Source organism: Ferruginibacter sp. SUN002 (assembly GCF_050611725.1).
GTDB lineage: Bacteria > Bacteroidota > Bacteroidia > Chitinophagales > Chitinophagaceae > Ferruginibacter.
The window spans coordinates 1,227,100-1,242,852 of sequence record NZ_JBODJB010000001.1; the positions used below are offsets into that span (position 1 = coordinate 1,227,100).

Here is a 15,753-nt window from a genome sequence, read left to right on the forward strand (position 1 = left end):
ATATTGTCAATAAATTATAGGATATCTTTGCAGTATGACATCACAGTATTTTACGTACGAAAAAGGAAAAGTAATTCAGGCTTTGCGTTATCATTTCATCAGCCGCAAAGAAATTAAATTAATGATGATCCTGATAAATGTTTTTGCCATTGTATCGGCAGCACTTTTTTTTGCAAAAAAAATATCACCCCTTGCTTTCCTGATCAGTTCTGTTTTATGGGTAGGACTTATGATCGTATTCTGGTATCTATTACCACTGACAATTTATAAAAGATCTGCTACGTTTAAGGATAGGTTCAGAGCAACAGCCGGTAATCAATCTTTTACTATAGAAAATGAAAAGGGTAGCAAGAGCTGGGATTGGAGCGAATTTTCGACAATGATGGAAAGTCCGCATTTTTATCATTTATATTTTGATGCCCGGTCTTTCTTCATAATACCTAAAGAAGCGTTCGAAGGCGATGATGTACATGAGGTGAGGAAGATATTTGCTCAGAAAATAAACAAGACCCCCCTCGCCCCCTAAAGGGGGAACTTGGAAGCAGAATAATTAATAGTTTCGGTCAATATGAAAAGGCGGCTTAACAAATTTTGAGATCCAACAAAGAAAAGCCCCCTTTAGGATTTTGGGGGGTGGTATTATCTCAACCGCTTCTCCATCACATGATGTGGAGTTTTTACCTCAATAAATTGTGTCCCTTTTATTTTGTACCCAAATTTTTCGTAGAAACCGATTACATTATCCCGGGCATGCATCATCATATTTTTATAGCCCTTATCTCTTGCAAGGTTTTCAGCAAAGATCATAATTGACTCACCAATGCCTTTTCCCTGCAACTTTTTTTGAACTGCCATTTGCCTAAGTCGGATATTGCCGTTATCTAGTGGAGTCAGTATGCAGCAACCCAGCATCTCATCCTCATCAAAGGAAGCAATGAGTATATCATTGGCATCCTGATCCAGATATTCCTGTCTGAATTCCAAGCCAAGCGGTTTTCGCAATATTTCATGGCGAAGGGCAACCATTTGCTTGTATTCTTTTGTCCCGTGGTCTATTTGTTTTAGCCCCATAAATGCTGTTTTTTATGAATACTTGTGATAACCTGTCGCTGAAAGTATGTTCAATATACAGAAATTCCGCCTCCCTGCCAAGGGAAAATACAAGATTATTTAACTCTCTGATTTATACACATTAAATTGCTCTTTTTCAACTTCTCGACAAATTCTTTGTATTTGTTACAAAAAGTATATTTTTGCACCTGATTAACTAAATAATACAATTATGTCAGACATTGCAACAAGAGTAAAGAAAATTATTGTTGACAAATTAGGTGTAGATGAAGGCGAAGTAACTACTGAGGCTTCTTTCACTAACGATCTAGGTGCAGATAGCTTAGACACCGTTGAATTGATTATGGAATTTGAAAAAGAATTCAATATTTCTATTCCTGATGAACAAGCTGAAACCATCACTACAGTTGGACAAGCAGTTACTTATTTAGAAGAACATTCTAAGTAAGGGAACTTTAAAATTTTTTCACCACATAGCATACCCTGGGAAATAAATTAATTATTTAGTATCTTAGGTATGGCTATGTGGTTGTTTTATCTAATCATTACTCACCAAACTTTATGGAGCTAAAAAGAGTAGTCGTAACCGGATTGGGAGCCCTTACACCGTTAGGGAAAACTGTTGCCGATTATTGGCAGGGATTGGCCGAAGGTGCAAATGGCTGCGATTTTATTCAGCAATTCGATGCATCAAAATTCAAAACCAGGTTTGCCTGTGAAGTGAAGGATTTTGATCCTACGGTTTATTTAGATAAAAAAGAAGCCCGTAAAATCGATCGCTTTAGTCAGTTTGCATTAATAGCAAGTGATGAAGCGGTGAAAGATGCTGGTATTACTGCAGATAATGTTGACCCGGACAGGGTTGGTGTTATTTTCGGTAGCGGTATCGGAGGGTTGATCACCTTTCAGGAAGAAGTAATGAATTTTGCTTCCGGAGATGGTACTCCACGTTTCAATCCTTTCTTTATTCCAAAAATGATATTGGATATTGCCGCTGGGCATATCTCCATGCGTCATACTTTCCGTGGGCCAAACTATGCAGTAGTTAGTGCTTGTGCATCCAGCACAAACGCCATCATTGATGCATTTGATAATATACGTGTAGGAAAATCAGACATCATTATCACCGGTGGTAGCGAAGCGGTTGTTAGCGCAGCAGGTGTAGGTGGTTTCAATGCAATGAAAGCATTGAGTGAAAGAAATGATGATCCTAAATCCGCCAGCCGTCCATTCGACAAAGACCGTGATGGTTTTGTAATGGGAGAGGGTGCCGGCGTATTGGTGTTGGAAAGTCTTGATCATGCCCTTGCAAGAGGTGCAAAAATTTATTGCGAAATAGCAGGTGGTGGCGCTACTGCCGATGCTCATCATATCACTGCACCACATCCGGAAGGATTAGGGGCAAACAACGTAATGAAAGCGGCTTTAAGAGATGCCGGTTTAAAACCGGAAGACATTGATTACATCAACGTACACGGAACTTCTACACCTTTAGGTGATATTGCTGAAACAAAAGCGATCAAGAATGTTTTTGGAGATCATGCCTACAAATTAAATATCAGCAGTACAAAAAGTATGACAGGTCACTGTCTTGGTGCTGCAGGTGCATTAGAGGCACTGGCTTGTATCATGGCTGTTACAAAAGATATCATTCCTCCAACCATCAATCATTTTACCGATGATCCGGAATTGGATTCTAAATTGAATTTCACTTTCAACAAAGCACAACACAAAACCGTGAATGCAGCGCTCAGCAATACATTTGGTTTCGGTGGCCACAATGCTTCTGTTATTGTAAAAAAATATAAACCTTAGTACCCCATCCCCTAAAGGGGAGTTATTATGTTTTGCACTTAAAATATTCGCTTCAAAAAGCCCCCTTTAGGGGATGGGGGCTTTTTGTCCCAGCATTCTTTTTTCATAGCATCATCCTTGCGTCGCCCTCTTGTACTGCATACCAATGTTGAACATTTTTCTTACTTTTATACAATCTTATCATGTATATTTAACCAAAATATATTCATCGTCTTTTGGCACTATTAACTAACCTGTTCAGTGGATCAACTAAACGAAAAGAGTTTAAAAAACAACTCACCAATGTGTTGGGCTTTGCTCCCGGCAAATTGGATTTATACACTACCGCATTAAGCCATCGTTCGGTAAGGGAAGGAGCAGATGAAAACAATGAACGCCTCGAATTTTTAGGCGATGCTGTGTTGAGTTCTATTGTTGCACACTATCTGTTTATGAAATATCCTTACAAAGGCGAGGGCTTTTTAACCGAGATGAGAAGTAAAATGGTTAACCGTCAGCAATTGAACGATGTAGGCGTAAAAATGGGACTCAAAAAAATCACCATCTACAATAAACATGATAGCTCATTAAAAATATCTCAGATCTTCGGTAATACGTTAGAAGCGTTGATAGGAGCGGTTTACCTAGATAAAGGTTACAAGAAAACGCAAAAATGGGTAGAGAAAAATATTATCTATACCCATATGTTTATTGACGATCTGGAGGGAGTTGAAATAAATATTAAGAATCGTTTATACGGGTGGGCCAATAAAAATGGTAAAGTGTTGGATTTTGAAACCCTTGAAGAGGTTTTTCAAAATGGCAGACGTTTATTTACGATCGGTGCCACTGTTGATGGAGAATTGGTTGCACAGGGGAAGGGGTATAATAAAAAAGATGCCAGCCAGATTGCGGCGCAGTTGGCGGTAGAGAAGTTAGGACTGTAAATCAGTTCTTAGTTTTTAGTTCTTAGTTGAGCAACTCTTGCTGATACATAACTACGAACTCCTAACTATGAACTATGAACTAAAAACTATGAACTTTGGAGTAATAGGTAGTGGTAGCTGGGGAACAGCCTTGGCAAAAATCTTAACCGACAACGGACAAACGATCCATTGGTATAACAGAAGTGAAAAATCGATTGAACAGTTCAAAAAACGTAAACACAATCCTCATTATTTAAGTACTGCCTATTTCGATCTAAATAAGATCAAACTCACAACAGATGTTACCGAAGTAATTACACATTCGGATTGTATTGTAATTGCAGTGCCTTCTGCTTATGCAATAAATACTTTAAAAGATCTGGATAAAAATATCTTTACCGGCAAAAAAATAATCAGTGCCATCAAAGGAATTTTACCCGAGCATAATCTATTGTTGAATGACTATTTGAAAGATGAATTCAATGTTCCGCTGGCGAATTATTTTGCGGTATTGGGGCCTTGTCATTCTGAAGAAGTAGCTGCAGAAAAATTATCTTACTTGACTTTTTCAGGAACAGATAAGGATGCTACGCATGAAATAACTAATTACTTCAAAACAGATTATTTAAACACTGTTGAGAATAATGATATCTATGGTGTGCAATATGCTGCCATCTTAAAAAACATTTACGCAGTGGGTGCCGGTATTGCACATGGGTTGGAGTATGGCGATAATTTTTTAAGTGTACTCATTGCTAATAGTGCAGATGAGATGGTAGGCTTCTTAAAAAAGTCCACATTAATACCTCATGCTGAACTCCCCACAAAGAACCTAGAACTAAAAACTAATTACTCCGCCTCCGTTTATCTTGGCGATCTTTTAGTAACCTGCTATTCACTTTTCAGTCGTAACCGAACTTTTGGTAATATGATCGGCAAAGGCTATTCCGTTAAAACAGCACAGTTAGAAATGAGTATGGTAGCCGAAGGTTATAATGCCAGTAAGTGTATGTATCTTATCAACCAATCCGTTGCTGCGCCTATGCCCATTGCAGAAACAGTTTATAAAATTTTATGGGAAGGACTTTCGCCTGAAGAAGGGTTTAAGCAGATCGAAGAAACCTTAATTTAACAATTTTATTTTGCATCATTCGGGTATTTGGAGTAGATTTATATCGTAAATAATTTTCGTCTATCCTTAAACGATACATTATAGATAAAAATTCTATAACTAACTAAATACCGCTGCATGAAAAAATTTCTACCCCTCATTCTATTCCTGTGTCTGTTTGCCAATTCTAAAGCTCAATTTGTTGATATTCCCGATGCTAATTTTAGAACGTTTTTAAAAAGTAAATACCCCACTTGCTTTAACGCATCTGATCAGTTAGATACAGTTTGTGCTGCAACCGCAATTGATAGTAATATTAATTGTTCAAATAAAAATATAAGTTCATTAGAAGGAATTCAGTATTTCAAAAGGCTAGCTTATTTGAATTGTGATAAGAATAATTTGACAAGCATACCACCTTTGTCAAATGTGCTTATTTCGCTTTCCTGTGCTGAAAATCAACTGACTGAAATTTCCTCCTTTACTACTAATAAATTAACAAGTTTAATTTGTAGTCATAATCAATTGACTAATCTACCTTCCCTAGCGGGTGTACGAAATAGTACAGGAGGTGTTAATGGAGTAGCAGGCTTTGAGTATTTCAATTGTTCTTATAACTTGCTTACGGAATTGCCACCTATGCCGATAGGAGCTTATTTGGTGTCAATGTCCTTTGATCACAATAACATTACCTGCTTGCCGTCGGTGATGCCGAGAGTACATTATTTTTCTATGGATTCAACGATTAGATGTATTAGTGATGATGCGTATTATAATATTGCTTGGGCTTCAATTTATGGATCAAACTCCGGTAGTTTTATGATTGGCTGGGGAGCTAGTAATACAATGCCCTGCTACGACTGCCCTTCAGGACCTCCTTCTTATCCTATTTGTAATCCAACCAATAATGTTAATGGCTGTGTTTCCACGACAACAAAAGTTGAGGGCAGTGTTTTTTATGATGATAATTTAAATGGAATAAAGGATGCAGATGAAATAGCTGCAAGTAATATAAAAGTAGCTTTGAAAAAAGCTGGTAACAATGTTTATACCTACAATGATGGTGGTTATTCAATTAAATTCGGCAAATATCTTGCCGATACTATAATAGTTTCACCACCAAATTACTTTGTTTCAGAGCCCAGCACTATACCAATTCCATATACCGTCAATGATACTCTGATTAAACAAGACTTTGCTTTGCAAGTAATTCAAAATATAGATAGCATTGATATTAGTATTACATCTTTTCAAAGAGCAAGGCCTGGATTTGGATTACCTTATTTTGTCAGCTATAAAAATGTTGGTACAACAATACTTACATCTAATATTGCGGTACAATATGATGCAACAAAACTGCAATATGATAGTAGTAGTAATCACTCTGTAACCAGTGGTGTTGGTTCTTTAAATCTTGCCTCAGTTACTTTAAGGCCGGGAGAAACAAAAAGCTTCATGGCATACTTCAGGGTAAAACCATCAGTTGTAATAAATGATACAATCAGAACTTACGCTTCTATTTCTGATGGAGCAGTTTCAGATACAGATAGTAGTAAATTAGCTGTTACAGGTTCTTATGATCCCAATGATAAACAAGCTACTCCTATACTTACACCTCAGGAAGTCATTAACGGTGAATATATAAATTATACTATTCGTTTTCAAAATACAGGGAATGATACTGCGTTCAATATTGTTGTAGCAGATACATTGAATAGCAAGTTGCAAACATCAACCTTTGAACTGATCAATACTTCTCATAACTGTAATGTTTCATTGGTGGGAAATGTTTTATACTTTGAGTTTTTGAACATTCTATTGCCAGATAGTAATGTGAATGAACCGGCGAGCCATGGTTTTATTACATTCAGGATCCGTGCATTAAAAAATGTTCAGCTCAATGATGTAATACCAAATAAAGCATATATCTATTTTGATTATAACGCTCCGATAATTACTAATACGGCTACCACAACTATTTACATTGCACCTCCACAACCTGTTGGTCTTTTAAATTTCACAGCCGGTTCTTTGTTTGATGGTCGTCTTCAGTTGAACTGGAGCATTACAAATGAATTGAATTGTAAAAATTATGAGATACAGGAAAGTATGGACGGAAATAATTTTGTTAGTGTTGGAACGGTAAATGCACAGAATTTGGGAGAGTACGATCTTATTGTAGCGGCTCCTGTAGCAGCAATCATGTACTATCGTTTAAAAATAAATGATATTGATGGTAAAAGCAGTTATTCAAACATCGTAAAAATTCAACAACAAAAAAACAACATTGGTTTGATGGTGATGAATCCTGGAAGAAACAACTTAACGCTAAATGTTACAGATAAGGACTTGATTAATACAGAGGCGTTATTTGTAAATAGTAACGGACAGCTCATTAAAAAGATCATATTGAAGCAAGGCTTGCAGCACACAGATATCAATAATGTTTCAAAAGGAATCTATTACTTGCAAACAAAACAAGGTAATAAAAAGGTAATAGTATTATAAAGAATATTCAGCAGCGGATCTGTAATTAAAAAAACAAATCCGCTGCTATTCCATCAGCAAATAGTTTTCCTTCCCTCGTTAATAGCAGGGCATTGTCAACAACTTTAATTTTGCAAGAATCTTGCCATTTCTTACTTCCAACTTCCAACTTCCAACTTTTATCTTTTCCAAACCTATTAGAAACAACATCTAACCTCAATCCTTCCATCGTTCTCAAAGAAGTCATGATATATTCATTCAACATTTGTGTTTCAGTTAGTATCTCTTCTTCAAAATTTAAAGTGTTGTTTTGTAAAGATTGAATATATAGAGCATTGTTGGCAATATTCCATCTTCTGCTTTTACCATCGAATGAATGTGCAGATGGTCCAAATCCATAATATTGTTTACTCTGCCAATAACTGCTGTTGTGTTTACTGCGTTTGCCGGGTTTTGCATAATTACTTATCTCATAATGTTCATATCCTGCCCGTTGCATCCAGTCCATCAATAATAAAAATTGCTGTGCCTGCTTTTCCGAATCAACAGATGCTGCTTTATGTTGAGCAATTAATTTATCAAGAGCTGTCTTAGGTTCTACGGTCAAGGCATAGCAACTGATATGAGGAATGTTTTTTTCAATCACCATATCAACATTTCTTTTCCAATCATCATCATTTAAAATCGGAGAGCCGTAGATTAAGTCCACAGAAAAATTGTCAAAGCCGGCTTCTTGTACTTTATCAATACATTGTAAAGATTCTTCAGCGGTATGTGCCCTGTTCATCCAAACCAATTCTTTATTTAAGAATGATTGTATACCGATACTAAACCGATTGATGCCAATCGTTTTCCATAGTTTTAATTTTTCTGGAGTGATATCGTCGGGATTTGCTTCCAGTGTGATCTCAATATCATTTGCAAATTCAAAACGTTTATGCAGGGCATCAAAAATCAATTGCAAATCGTCAATAGTTAAGATGCTGGGAGTGCCACCTCCGAAATACAGTGTTTCAATCGGTTCTCTATTTCGTTCGGATAGCATGATCTCATTTATCAATGCCTTTATCAGTTCATCTTTCTGCTGTAATGAAGTAGAAAAATGAAAATTACAATAGTGGCAAGCCTGCTTACAAAAGGGAATATGAATGTAAATTCCGGGCAATATAATGCTTGATTTAATATTTAATATCTAATATTGACAATCGTACAAAAATGCTAAACCGCTCAAAAAAATATTCAATATTCAATATTCAATATTCAATTGCTATAATTGCATGCATTTTTGTTTGTAATGTTACCGTTGCTCAATATACTTTAAAAGTAAATTTTGTTGACAAAGATACTTCCTTCAATCCGCAGTTACTGAAATTAAGCTATCGCTTTCCTGATATAGTTCGATGTGCATCATACATAAACGGGTTGCCTACCTTGCTTGCCGGCGAGGGCTATCCTTTGGCATCTGTGGACAGCGTTCGGTACGATTCTACTTTTGCAACCATACAATTGTATCTTGGAAAAGGCTATGAAACAATTCAACTTATTACTAATACGCCTGATAAGAAATTACTTTCAGCAATCGGCTTTACCAATAAATCATTAACGGTGTTACAGGTACAACAACTGCAGGAGGCAATTATACATTATTGTGAAAATACCGGTTACCCTTTCGCAAACACTTTTTTAGACAGCATAGAGTTTTCAGATAATGGCACTAAGGCGAAACTTACAATCGATAAAGGCGTATTATATCATGTAGATAGTATAAGAGTTTATGGCAAAGCAAAGATCTCCAATGTTTTTTTACGGAAATATCTGAATATAGAGAATAAGAGTATTTACAGTAAGGTGAAATTGCAGGAAATAAGTAAACGCTTATTGAATTTGCCATATTTACAGGAGCTGCAACCATGGGATATTAGTTTGCTTGGTACAGGAGCTATTCTTAATCTTTATTTAAAACCTAAGCCAAGCAGTCAAATAAATTTTCTTGTGGGGATATTACCGGCAGATAATCAGTTGGATAAATTACGTTTAACCGGCGACGTTAATCTGAATTTAAAAAATGCACTGGCACATGGAGAAAGTATCTTGCTCAATTGGCAGCAATTGCAAAATAAATCTCCCCGTTTAAATATCGGGTTTCAACAACCCTATATTTTCAAATCCAATTTTGGAATAGACTTTTCGTTCGATCTCTTTAAAAAAGATTCTACTTTCTTACAAATGAATGCACAGCTCGGGATTCAATATCTTTTGTCTTCCGAACAATCGGGGAAAATATTTTTTCAAAAACAAAGTGCGGTATTGCTTTCATCGGGGGTAGATACCGTTCAGGTAAAAGCAACAAAAACATTGCCTGCAAATATCGATATCAGTGCTACCAATATTGGAATAGATTATGAATGGAATAACACTAATTACAGGCTCAATCCTGTAAAAGGGAATGAAGTAAGGATAGTTGCCACCGCCGGTATCAAAAACATCAAGAAAAATTTTGATATCATCAATCTTTATGATCCTATGTTCAACTATCAATCCTTGTACGACTCGATCAAATTAAAAGCCTATCAGTTCAGGATCAAACTGATGGCGGCTCATTTTTTTCGGGTCAACAAGTTGAGTACGGTAAAGCTATCGATCAATACCGGTTTATATAGTAGTGAAAGTATTTTCAGGAATGACCTTTTTCAAATTGGCGGCTATAAACTCCTGCGTGGGTTCGATGAAGAAAGTATTTATGCTACACAATATGCTGTAACAACGGCAGAGTATCGCTATTTACTTGGGTTGAATTCGTATTTATTTGCCTTTACAGATGCAGGGTTGGTAAAAAATAGGTATCAATCAATCGATTTGAATAATCGATTCATATCCATTGGGGCCGGTCTGTCGTTTGAAACAAAATTAGGGCTGCTCAATATCAGTTTTGCGGCCGGTAACAGAAGCGATACAAAGTTTGATCTCCGTAGAGCTTCTAAAATTCATTTTGGATATATTAATTATTTCTAAAAATATTTTGCGGCATCATTTCAATCATCTCTATTTTTGCAGCATAAATTATTCATGTTGAAACAGGTAGTATTTTTAATAATTCTTTTTATGTTGCCTGTTTTCATGTTTTCCCAAACAACAGATACGGCAACAATTGTACAGCAAGATTCTCCCCTTGTTGCTACCAATCTATCTTATAATGCAAAATTGAACGCTTTCTTGGGTAGAAATAAACTCTTGAACATAAGTGCGGCACCCGGCTCTGCACATCATACCATTGTTAGCCGAAATGATACACAGGCTATTTATTTTTATATTATAGCAGGAATGGCGCTATTTCTTGGTTTTTTTAAGTTTTTCTATGCAAAATATTTTAATAACCTTTTCAGAGTATTCTTTAATACTTCATTAAGACAGAGCCAGCTCACCGATCAGTTACTTCAGGCAAAATTGCCGTCTTTGTTCTTTAATATCTTCTTTGTGTTATCGGGTGGCATATATGTATATTTTTTACTGGAACATTTTAATTGGATGCCGCATAAAAATAAGCTGCTTACAATGACCACTTGTATTCTTGCAGTTGCAGTGATATATTTTGTAAAATTTCTTACCTTAAAGTTTACCGGTTGGCTTACATCATACAAAGAGCCGGTGAATACCTATGTATTTGTTGTTTTTTTGATCAACAAAATATTAGGTATTTTTTTGTTGCCCTTTATTATAATGATGGCCTTCTCAAGCGAATCAATTGCAAAACCAGCCATGTTGACCTCATTATTTTTGATTGTTTTATTTCTTCTGCTTCGATTTATAAGATCTTACGGGTTATTACAAACAAGGTTAAGGGTGAGCAAATTGCATTTCTTTCTTTACATAGCCGGTATTGAAGTAATACCACTTTTACTCATTTACAAAGGCTTGATGATTTTATTAAATAAAAATCTCTAACTTTGCAGAACCGTAGGAAAACTACACATTGCACATGGTTAAAAACGGAGAAAAAAACAACACAACGAAGGCTGTCTCGATTAAGAAAGTATTGATTACTCAACCTAAGCCCGAAGGCGAAAAGTCTCCGTATTTTGATTTGGCTAAAAAGCACAATATCGAATTAGATTTTCATCCATTTATAGTTATCGAAGGAATACCGGCAAAGGAATTCAGAAAACAAAAAGTTGATATGGTCAACTTTACCGCCGTTATTTTTACAAGTCGGCATGCCATTGATCATTTTTTTCGTATTTGCGAAGAAATGAAAATATCTGTATCGCAAGACACAAAGTATTATTGTATAACCGAAGCAATAGCCCTGTATCTTCAAAAATTTATTTTGTACCGAAAGCGCAAGGTTTTTTATGGCGCTGACGGAACCAATAAAAGTTTATTTGATGTTATCAACAAGCATAAGGACAACGAAAAGTTTCTTTACCCTTGTTCCCAATCTTTCGATAGTGAGATCACTAACTGGTTAAAATCCAACAATTGCGAATACGCAACACCGGTATTATATAATGTTGTAAGTAATAATATCAAGGATGTTGTTGGACGTAATTACGATGTAATTTGTTTCTTTACTCCCGGCGGTGTAAAAAGCTTATTAGAGAATTTTCCCAAATACAAACAGAACGGCACCAAGATCGGAACGTTTGGTGCAAACACAACCAAAGCAGCAGAAGAAGCCGGTTTGGTGTTGGATATCAAGGCTCCACAACCACAGGCGCCTAGTATGGTGAGCGCTTTAGAGATGTTCTTGTCTACGCAGAAAAAGAAATAATTCCCCTTTCAATCTCAATTATGTTATTGGTACATTTGTGCCAATTCTATTGATATGCCCCAACAGTTTTCCAACAGATTGATCAACGAAACAAGTCCGTATCTTTTACAACATGCTCACAATCCTGTAGATTGGTATGCTTGGGGAGATGAAGCCCTGCAAAAAGCTAAAGATCAAAATAAACCGATCTTGGTTAGTATTGGTTACTCGGCCTGCCATTGGTGTCATGTAATGGAGAAAGAAAGTTTTGAAAATGTTGAGGTGGCCAAGGTAATGAACGAAAACTTCATCAATATTAAGATCGATCGGGAAGAAAGACCTGATCTGGATGCGATATATATGGATGCTGTGCAGGCAATATCTGGTAGTGGCGGCTGGCCATTAAATGTCTTTCTTACTCCGGATAAAAAACCGTTTTATGGCGGCACTTACTTTCCTCCGGTTGCTGCTTTCAACAGGTCATCCTGGACAGATACATTGCTCGGTATTGCAAACGCCTGGAATGAAAGAAAACATGAAATAGAATCTCAGGCAGATAATCTGATCGATTATATGCTCAAAACCAATGATATAACCGGTAAAAGGGCTGCAATAAATCCGGAAATCGCACAATCAACAAATCCGGAAAATTGTCATATAATATTTAAAAATATACTTAATTCAGCTGACAAAGTTTGGGGTGGTTTTGGTAAAGCACCCAAGTTCCCTCAAACATTTACCATCCATTATTTACTCCAATATTACCATTTCACTAAAAATAAGGAATCTCTTGATCAGGCATTATTGTCAATAGATAAAATGTTGCAGGGAGGTATTTATGACCATATTGCCGGGGGATTGGCCAGATATAGTACAGATAATGAGTGGCTTGCCCCACATTTTGAAAAAATGTTATATGACAATGCCTTGTTGGTAAATATTTTAACCGATGCTTTTCAAATTACCGGGGATGAAAAATACCGAAACGCCATTATTAAAACCATCAATTTTGTTGAATTAGAATTGATGAGTGAAGAAGGCGGTTTTTATGCAGCATTGGATGCAGACAGTGAAGGTGAAGAAGGCAAATATTATGTTTGGCAGAAGGAAGAGATCGATCATATTTTAGGAAAAGATGCAGATATGTTTTGTGCATTTTTTGATGTAACTGAAAGTGGAAACTGGGAGCATAAAAATATTTTGAGAACACTGTTGCCGTTAGATGAGTTTGTGATAAAATTTAATTTGGATAAAATCGAATTTGAAGAAACGGTGCAAAGCTGTTTAAAAAAATTATCTGAAGTAAGAAGTAAAAGAGTAAAACCATCATTGGACGATAAGATCATTTTAAGTTGGAATGCTTTGATGTTACATGCAATTTGTAAAGCGTCGGCGGCATTACAAGACGATGCTTACATGGAATTGGCTAAACGAAATTTTAATTTTATCATCAGCAGGTTTAGGCAAGAGGCAGCTACTCCTGCACTGTATCATACTTATAAGAATGGTCAGGCTAAATATCCGGCCTTTTTAGAAGACTATGCCTATCTGATACAGGCCTGTATTGGATTGTATGAAATTACCTTCGACGAGAAATATTATACTTTAGCTAAACAATATTGCGAATATGTGATTGAACATTACAGCGATGAGGAGAAACTGTTTTTCTATTTTACCCATGCCGACCAAAAAGATATTGTTGTAAGAAAGAAAGAAATTTATGATGGAGCAATGCCTTCGGCTAACGCCATCATGGCAAAAAATCTTTCCATGCTTTCCATTACAAATGTAACAAGTGAATGGAAAATGAGAGCAACACAAATGTGTGAATACATTAGAATGATGGCTGTAAAATATCCAACATCTTTTGCCAATTGGGCAATGCAGTTACTTCATCAAACAGTAGGCGTAAACGAAATAAAAATAGAAGGAAGAAGAACAAGAGAGTTGGCAAGGATTTTCAACAAAGCGTATATTCCAAATAAAGTGTTGCTTCAATCAACAGAAGAAAATAACGCAACGGTTTCACAGGCAAAAAGTCTATCTGATCATTCAACCTTTATCTATTTGTGTAAGAACAATGTTTGCCTAGAACCGGTTACCGATATTCAAAAGGCTTTAGAAACCATAAAAAAGAGAGATTATCTTAACTAAATTGGCACAATATTTTCCGCTAAAAGCCGTTTTTGGAGAAATCCAATTTCAGAGTGTAGTGGTTTTAAATGCAAACGTTATCATAAAAAAATGCTAATAAACAGGGCAAAATTGTTTGCAAATCAAAATAATCATTACATTTGTTCATTACTCTAATGTTATAACAATGAAGAATCGGTTCCTATTTCTTGTAACGATTGCATCAATCGCTTCCTTCTCGAGCTGTAAAATGCTGGGCAAAAATAAGAAGGGTAAGGGTTTACCCAATGACGGACAGGTACATGGCGTTGCTCCTGCTGGAAAGTGGGGTATGTCTAAACCTTTCGGAATGATCTATGTACCACCTGGAACTTTTCATATGGGCCCAAGTGATGAAGACGTAAACTACGCCTACACTGCACGTAACAAACAAGTATCAATAAGTGGCTTCTGGATGGATGCTACTGAGGTTACAAATAACGAATACCGTCAATTTACTTACTGGGTAAGAGACTCTATTGCTGCTAAGCAAATGGGGTATATCAAACAAGGTCAGGATGGTATTGAATATATAGATTGGAAAAAAGCTTCAACCATTAAATGGAACGATAAGTCTACTCTAGAAAAGATAGATGCAATGATCGTTACTCCAGATAACAGAATCTTCGGTAAAAAGGAATTGGATCCTACCAAAATTGTGTATCATTCAGAAATCTTCGATTATAAAGAAGCTGCAAAAAGAGAAAATGCTTCTCAACCTCGTTCAAAATATATTGTAAAGAAAGACGTACCGGTTTATCCTGATACACTTTCATGGGTTAGAGATTTCTCTTACTCATACAATGAGCCAATGGCTAAAAAGTATTACAGTCACCCTGCCTTCGGATTATATCCTGTTGTTGGGGTTTCTTGGAAACAAGCAACAGCCTATTGCGAATGGAGAACTCATTACTTGAATTCTTATCTTGAAAGTAAAAAGCGTTCTGCTGAATCTGATTTCAGATTACCAACAGAAGCACAATGGGAATATGCAGCACGTGGAGGCCGTTCACAAGCTCAGTTTCCTTGGGGTGGTCCTTATTTAAGAAACAGAAAAGGTTGTTTATTAGCTAACTTCAAACCAGGTCGTGGTAACTATCCTGAAGATGGTGGTTTTTACACTGTAAGAGCTGATGCATACTGGCCTAATGACTTTGGTTTATACAATATGGCGGGTAACGTTGCGGAATGGACATCATCTTTGTACTATGAAGGTGGTTACAATTTCCAACATGATATGAACCCAGATATTCGCTGGAATGCAAAAGAAACAGATCCTCCACGTATGAAACGTAAAGTGGTTCGTGGCGGTAGTTGGAAAGACGTTGGATACTTTTTGCAAACTAGTACTCGTAACTATGAGTATCAGGACACATCAAAATGTTACATCGGTTTCCGTTGTGTAATTGATTTACCTCCTTCTGCTAAGGGTCACTAATTAGGAG

The 15,753-nt window shown here is 36.4% G+C and carries 13 protein-coding genes; 11 read left to right on the plus strand and 2 right to left on the minus strand.

Annotated features, from left to right (window positions below; translation table 11 throughout):
• The first annotated feature begins 34 nt into the window (after window positions 1-34).
• Window positions 35-526, plus strand: a complete 492-nt coding sequence (locus tag ACQ33O_RS05390; protein ID WP_430994543.1) for a YcxB family protein — start codon at window positions 35-37, stop codon at window positions 524-526.
• Window positions 527-639: 113 nt separating this feature from the next.
• Here the strand turns inward: ACQ33O_RS05390 and ACQ33O_RS05395 are convergent, their stop codons facing one another.
• Window positions 640-1,071 (minus strand): GNAT family N-acetyltransferase, encoded by a 432-nt coding sequence (locus ACQ33O_RS05395; protein WP_430994544.1) that lies wholly within the window; start codon window positions 1,069-1,071, stop codon window positions 640-642.
• A 211-nt stretch (window positions 1,072-1,282) separates the two neighbouring features.
• Here ACQ33O_RS05395 and ACQ33O_RS05400 point away from each other — a divergent pair, with 211 nt between their 5' ends.
• The 5 genes from ACQ33O_RS05400 to ACQ33O_RS05420 all read left to right on the plus strand — a co-directional run bounded on the left by ACQ33O_RS05400 (window position 1,283) and on the right by ACQ33O_RS05420 (window position 7,410).
• Window positions 1,283-1,519: an acyl carrier protein gene (locus ACQ33O_RS05400; RefSeq protein WP_229762106.1), complete on the plus strand. Its 237-nt coding sequence runs from the start codon at window positions 1,283-1,285 to the stop codon at window positions 1,517-1,519.
• A 113-nt stretch (window positions 1,520-1,632) separates the two neighbouring features.
• Window positions 1,633-2,886 (plus strand): beta-ketoacyl-ACP synthase II, encoded by a 1,254-nt coding sequence (gene fabF / locus ACQ33O_RS05405; protein ID WP_430994545.1) that lies wholly within the window; start codon window positions 1,633-1,635, stop codon window positions 2,884-2,886.
• A 215-nt stretch (window positions 2,887-3,101) separates the two neighbouring features.
• Window positions 3,102-3,812 carry a ribonuclease III gene (rnc, locus tag ACQ33O_RS05410; protein WP_430994546.1) on the plus strand — a complete coding sequence of 237 codons (711 nt, stop codon included), beginning with the start codon at window positions 3,102-3,104 and terminating at the stop codon, window positions 3,810-3,812.
• A 67-nt stretch (window positions 3,813-3,879) separates the two neighbouring features.
• Window positions 3,880-4,923, plus strand: coding sequence for an NAD(P)H-dependent glycerol-3-phosphate dehydrogenase (locus tag ACQ33O_RS05415; RefSeq protein WP_430994547.1), 1,044 nt, complete (start codon window positions 3,880-3,882; stop codon window positions 4,921-4,923).
• 117 nt (window positions 4,924-5,040) lie between these two features.
• Window positions 5,041-7,410, plus strand: coding sequence for a DUF7619 domain-containing protein (locus ACQ33O_RS05420; protein ID WP_430994548.1), 2,370 nt, complete (start codon window positions 5,041-5,043; stop codon window positions 7,408-7,410).
• Window positions 7,411-7,435: 25 nt separating this feature from the next.
• Here ACQ33O_RS05420 and hemW read toward each other — a convergent pair whose 3' ends face one another.
• On the minus strand, window positions 7,436-8,554 hold the full coding sequence (hemW, locus tag ACQ33O_RS05425) for a radical SAM family heme chaperone HemW (RefSeq protein WP_430994549.1): 1,119 nt from the start codon (window positions 8,552-8,554) through the stop codon (window positions 7,436-7,438).
• 50 nt (window positions 8,555-8,604) lie between these two features.
• On the opposite strand from hemW, the gene ACQ33O_RS05430 reads away from it, so the two are divergent.
• The 5 genes from ACQ33O_RS05430 to ACQ33O_RS05450 all read left to right on the plus strand — a co-directional run bounded on the left by ACQ33O_RS05430 (window position 8,605) and on the right by ACQ33O_RS05450 (window position 15,746).
• Entirely contained in the window at window positions 8,605-10,401 is a 1,797-nt protein-coding gene (locus tag ACQ33O_RS05430; protein WP_430994550.1) for a BamA/TamA family outer membrane protein, read from the plus strand.
• Window positions 10,402-10,455: 54 nt separating this feature from the next.
• Window positions 10,456-11,331 carry a DUF4271 domain-containing protein gene (locus ACQ33O_RS05435; protein WP_430994551.1) on the plus strand — a complete coding sequence of 292 codons (876 nt, stop codon included), beginning with the start codon at window positions 10,456-10,458 and terminating at the stop codon, window positions 11,329-11,331.
• 34 nt (window positions 11,332-11,365) lie between these two features.
• Window positions 11,366-12,157 (plus strand): uroporphyrinogen-III synthase, encoded by a 792-nt coding sequence (locus ACQ33O_RS05440; protein WP_430994552.1) that lies wholly within the window; start codon window positions 11,366-11,368, stop codon window positions 12,155-12,157.
• A gap of 54 nt (window positions 12,158-12,211) precedes the next feature.
• On the plus strand, window positions 12,212-14,290 hold the full coding sequence (locus tag ACQ33O_RS05445) for a thioredoxin domain-containing protein (RefSeq protein WP_430994553.1): 2,079 nt from the start codon (window positions 12,212-12,214) through the stop codon (window positions 14,288-14,290).
• A 166-nt stretch (window positions 14,291-14,456) separates the two neighbouring features.
• A complete protein-coding gene (locus ACQ33O_RS05450) occupies window positions 14,457-15,746 on the plus strand; it encodes an SUMF1/EgtB/PvdO family nonheme iron enzyme (protein WP_430994554.1) in 1,290 nt (429 codons plus the stop codon).
• Window positions 15,747-15,753 lie beyond the last annotated feature (7 nt).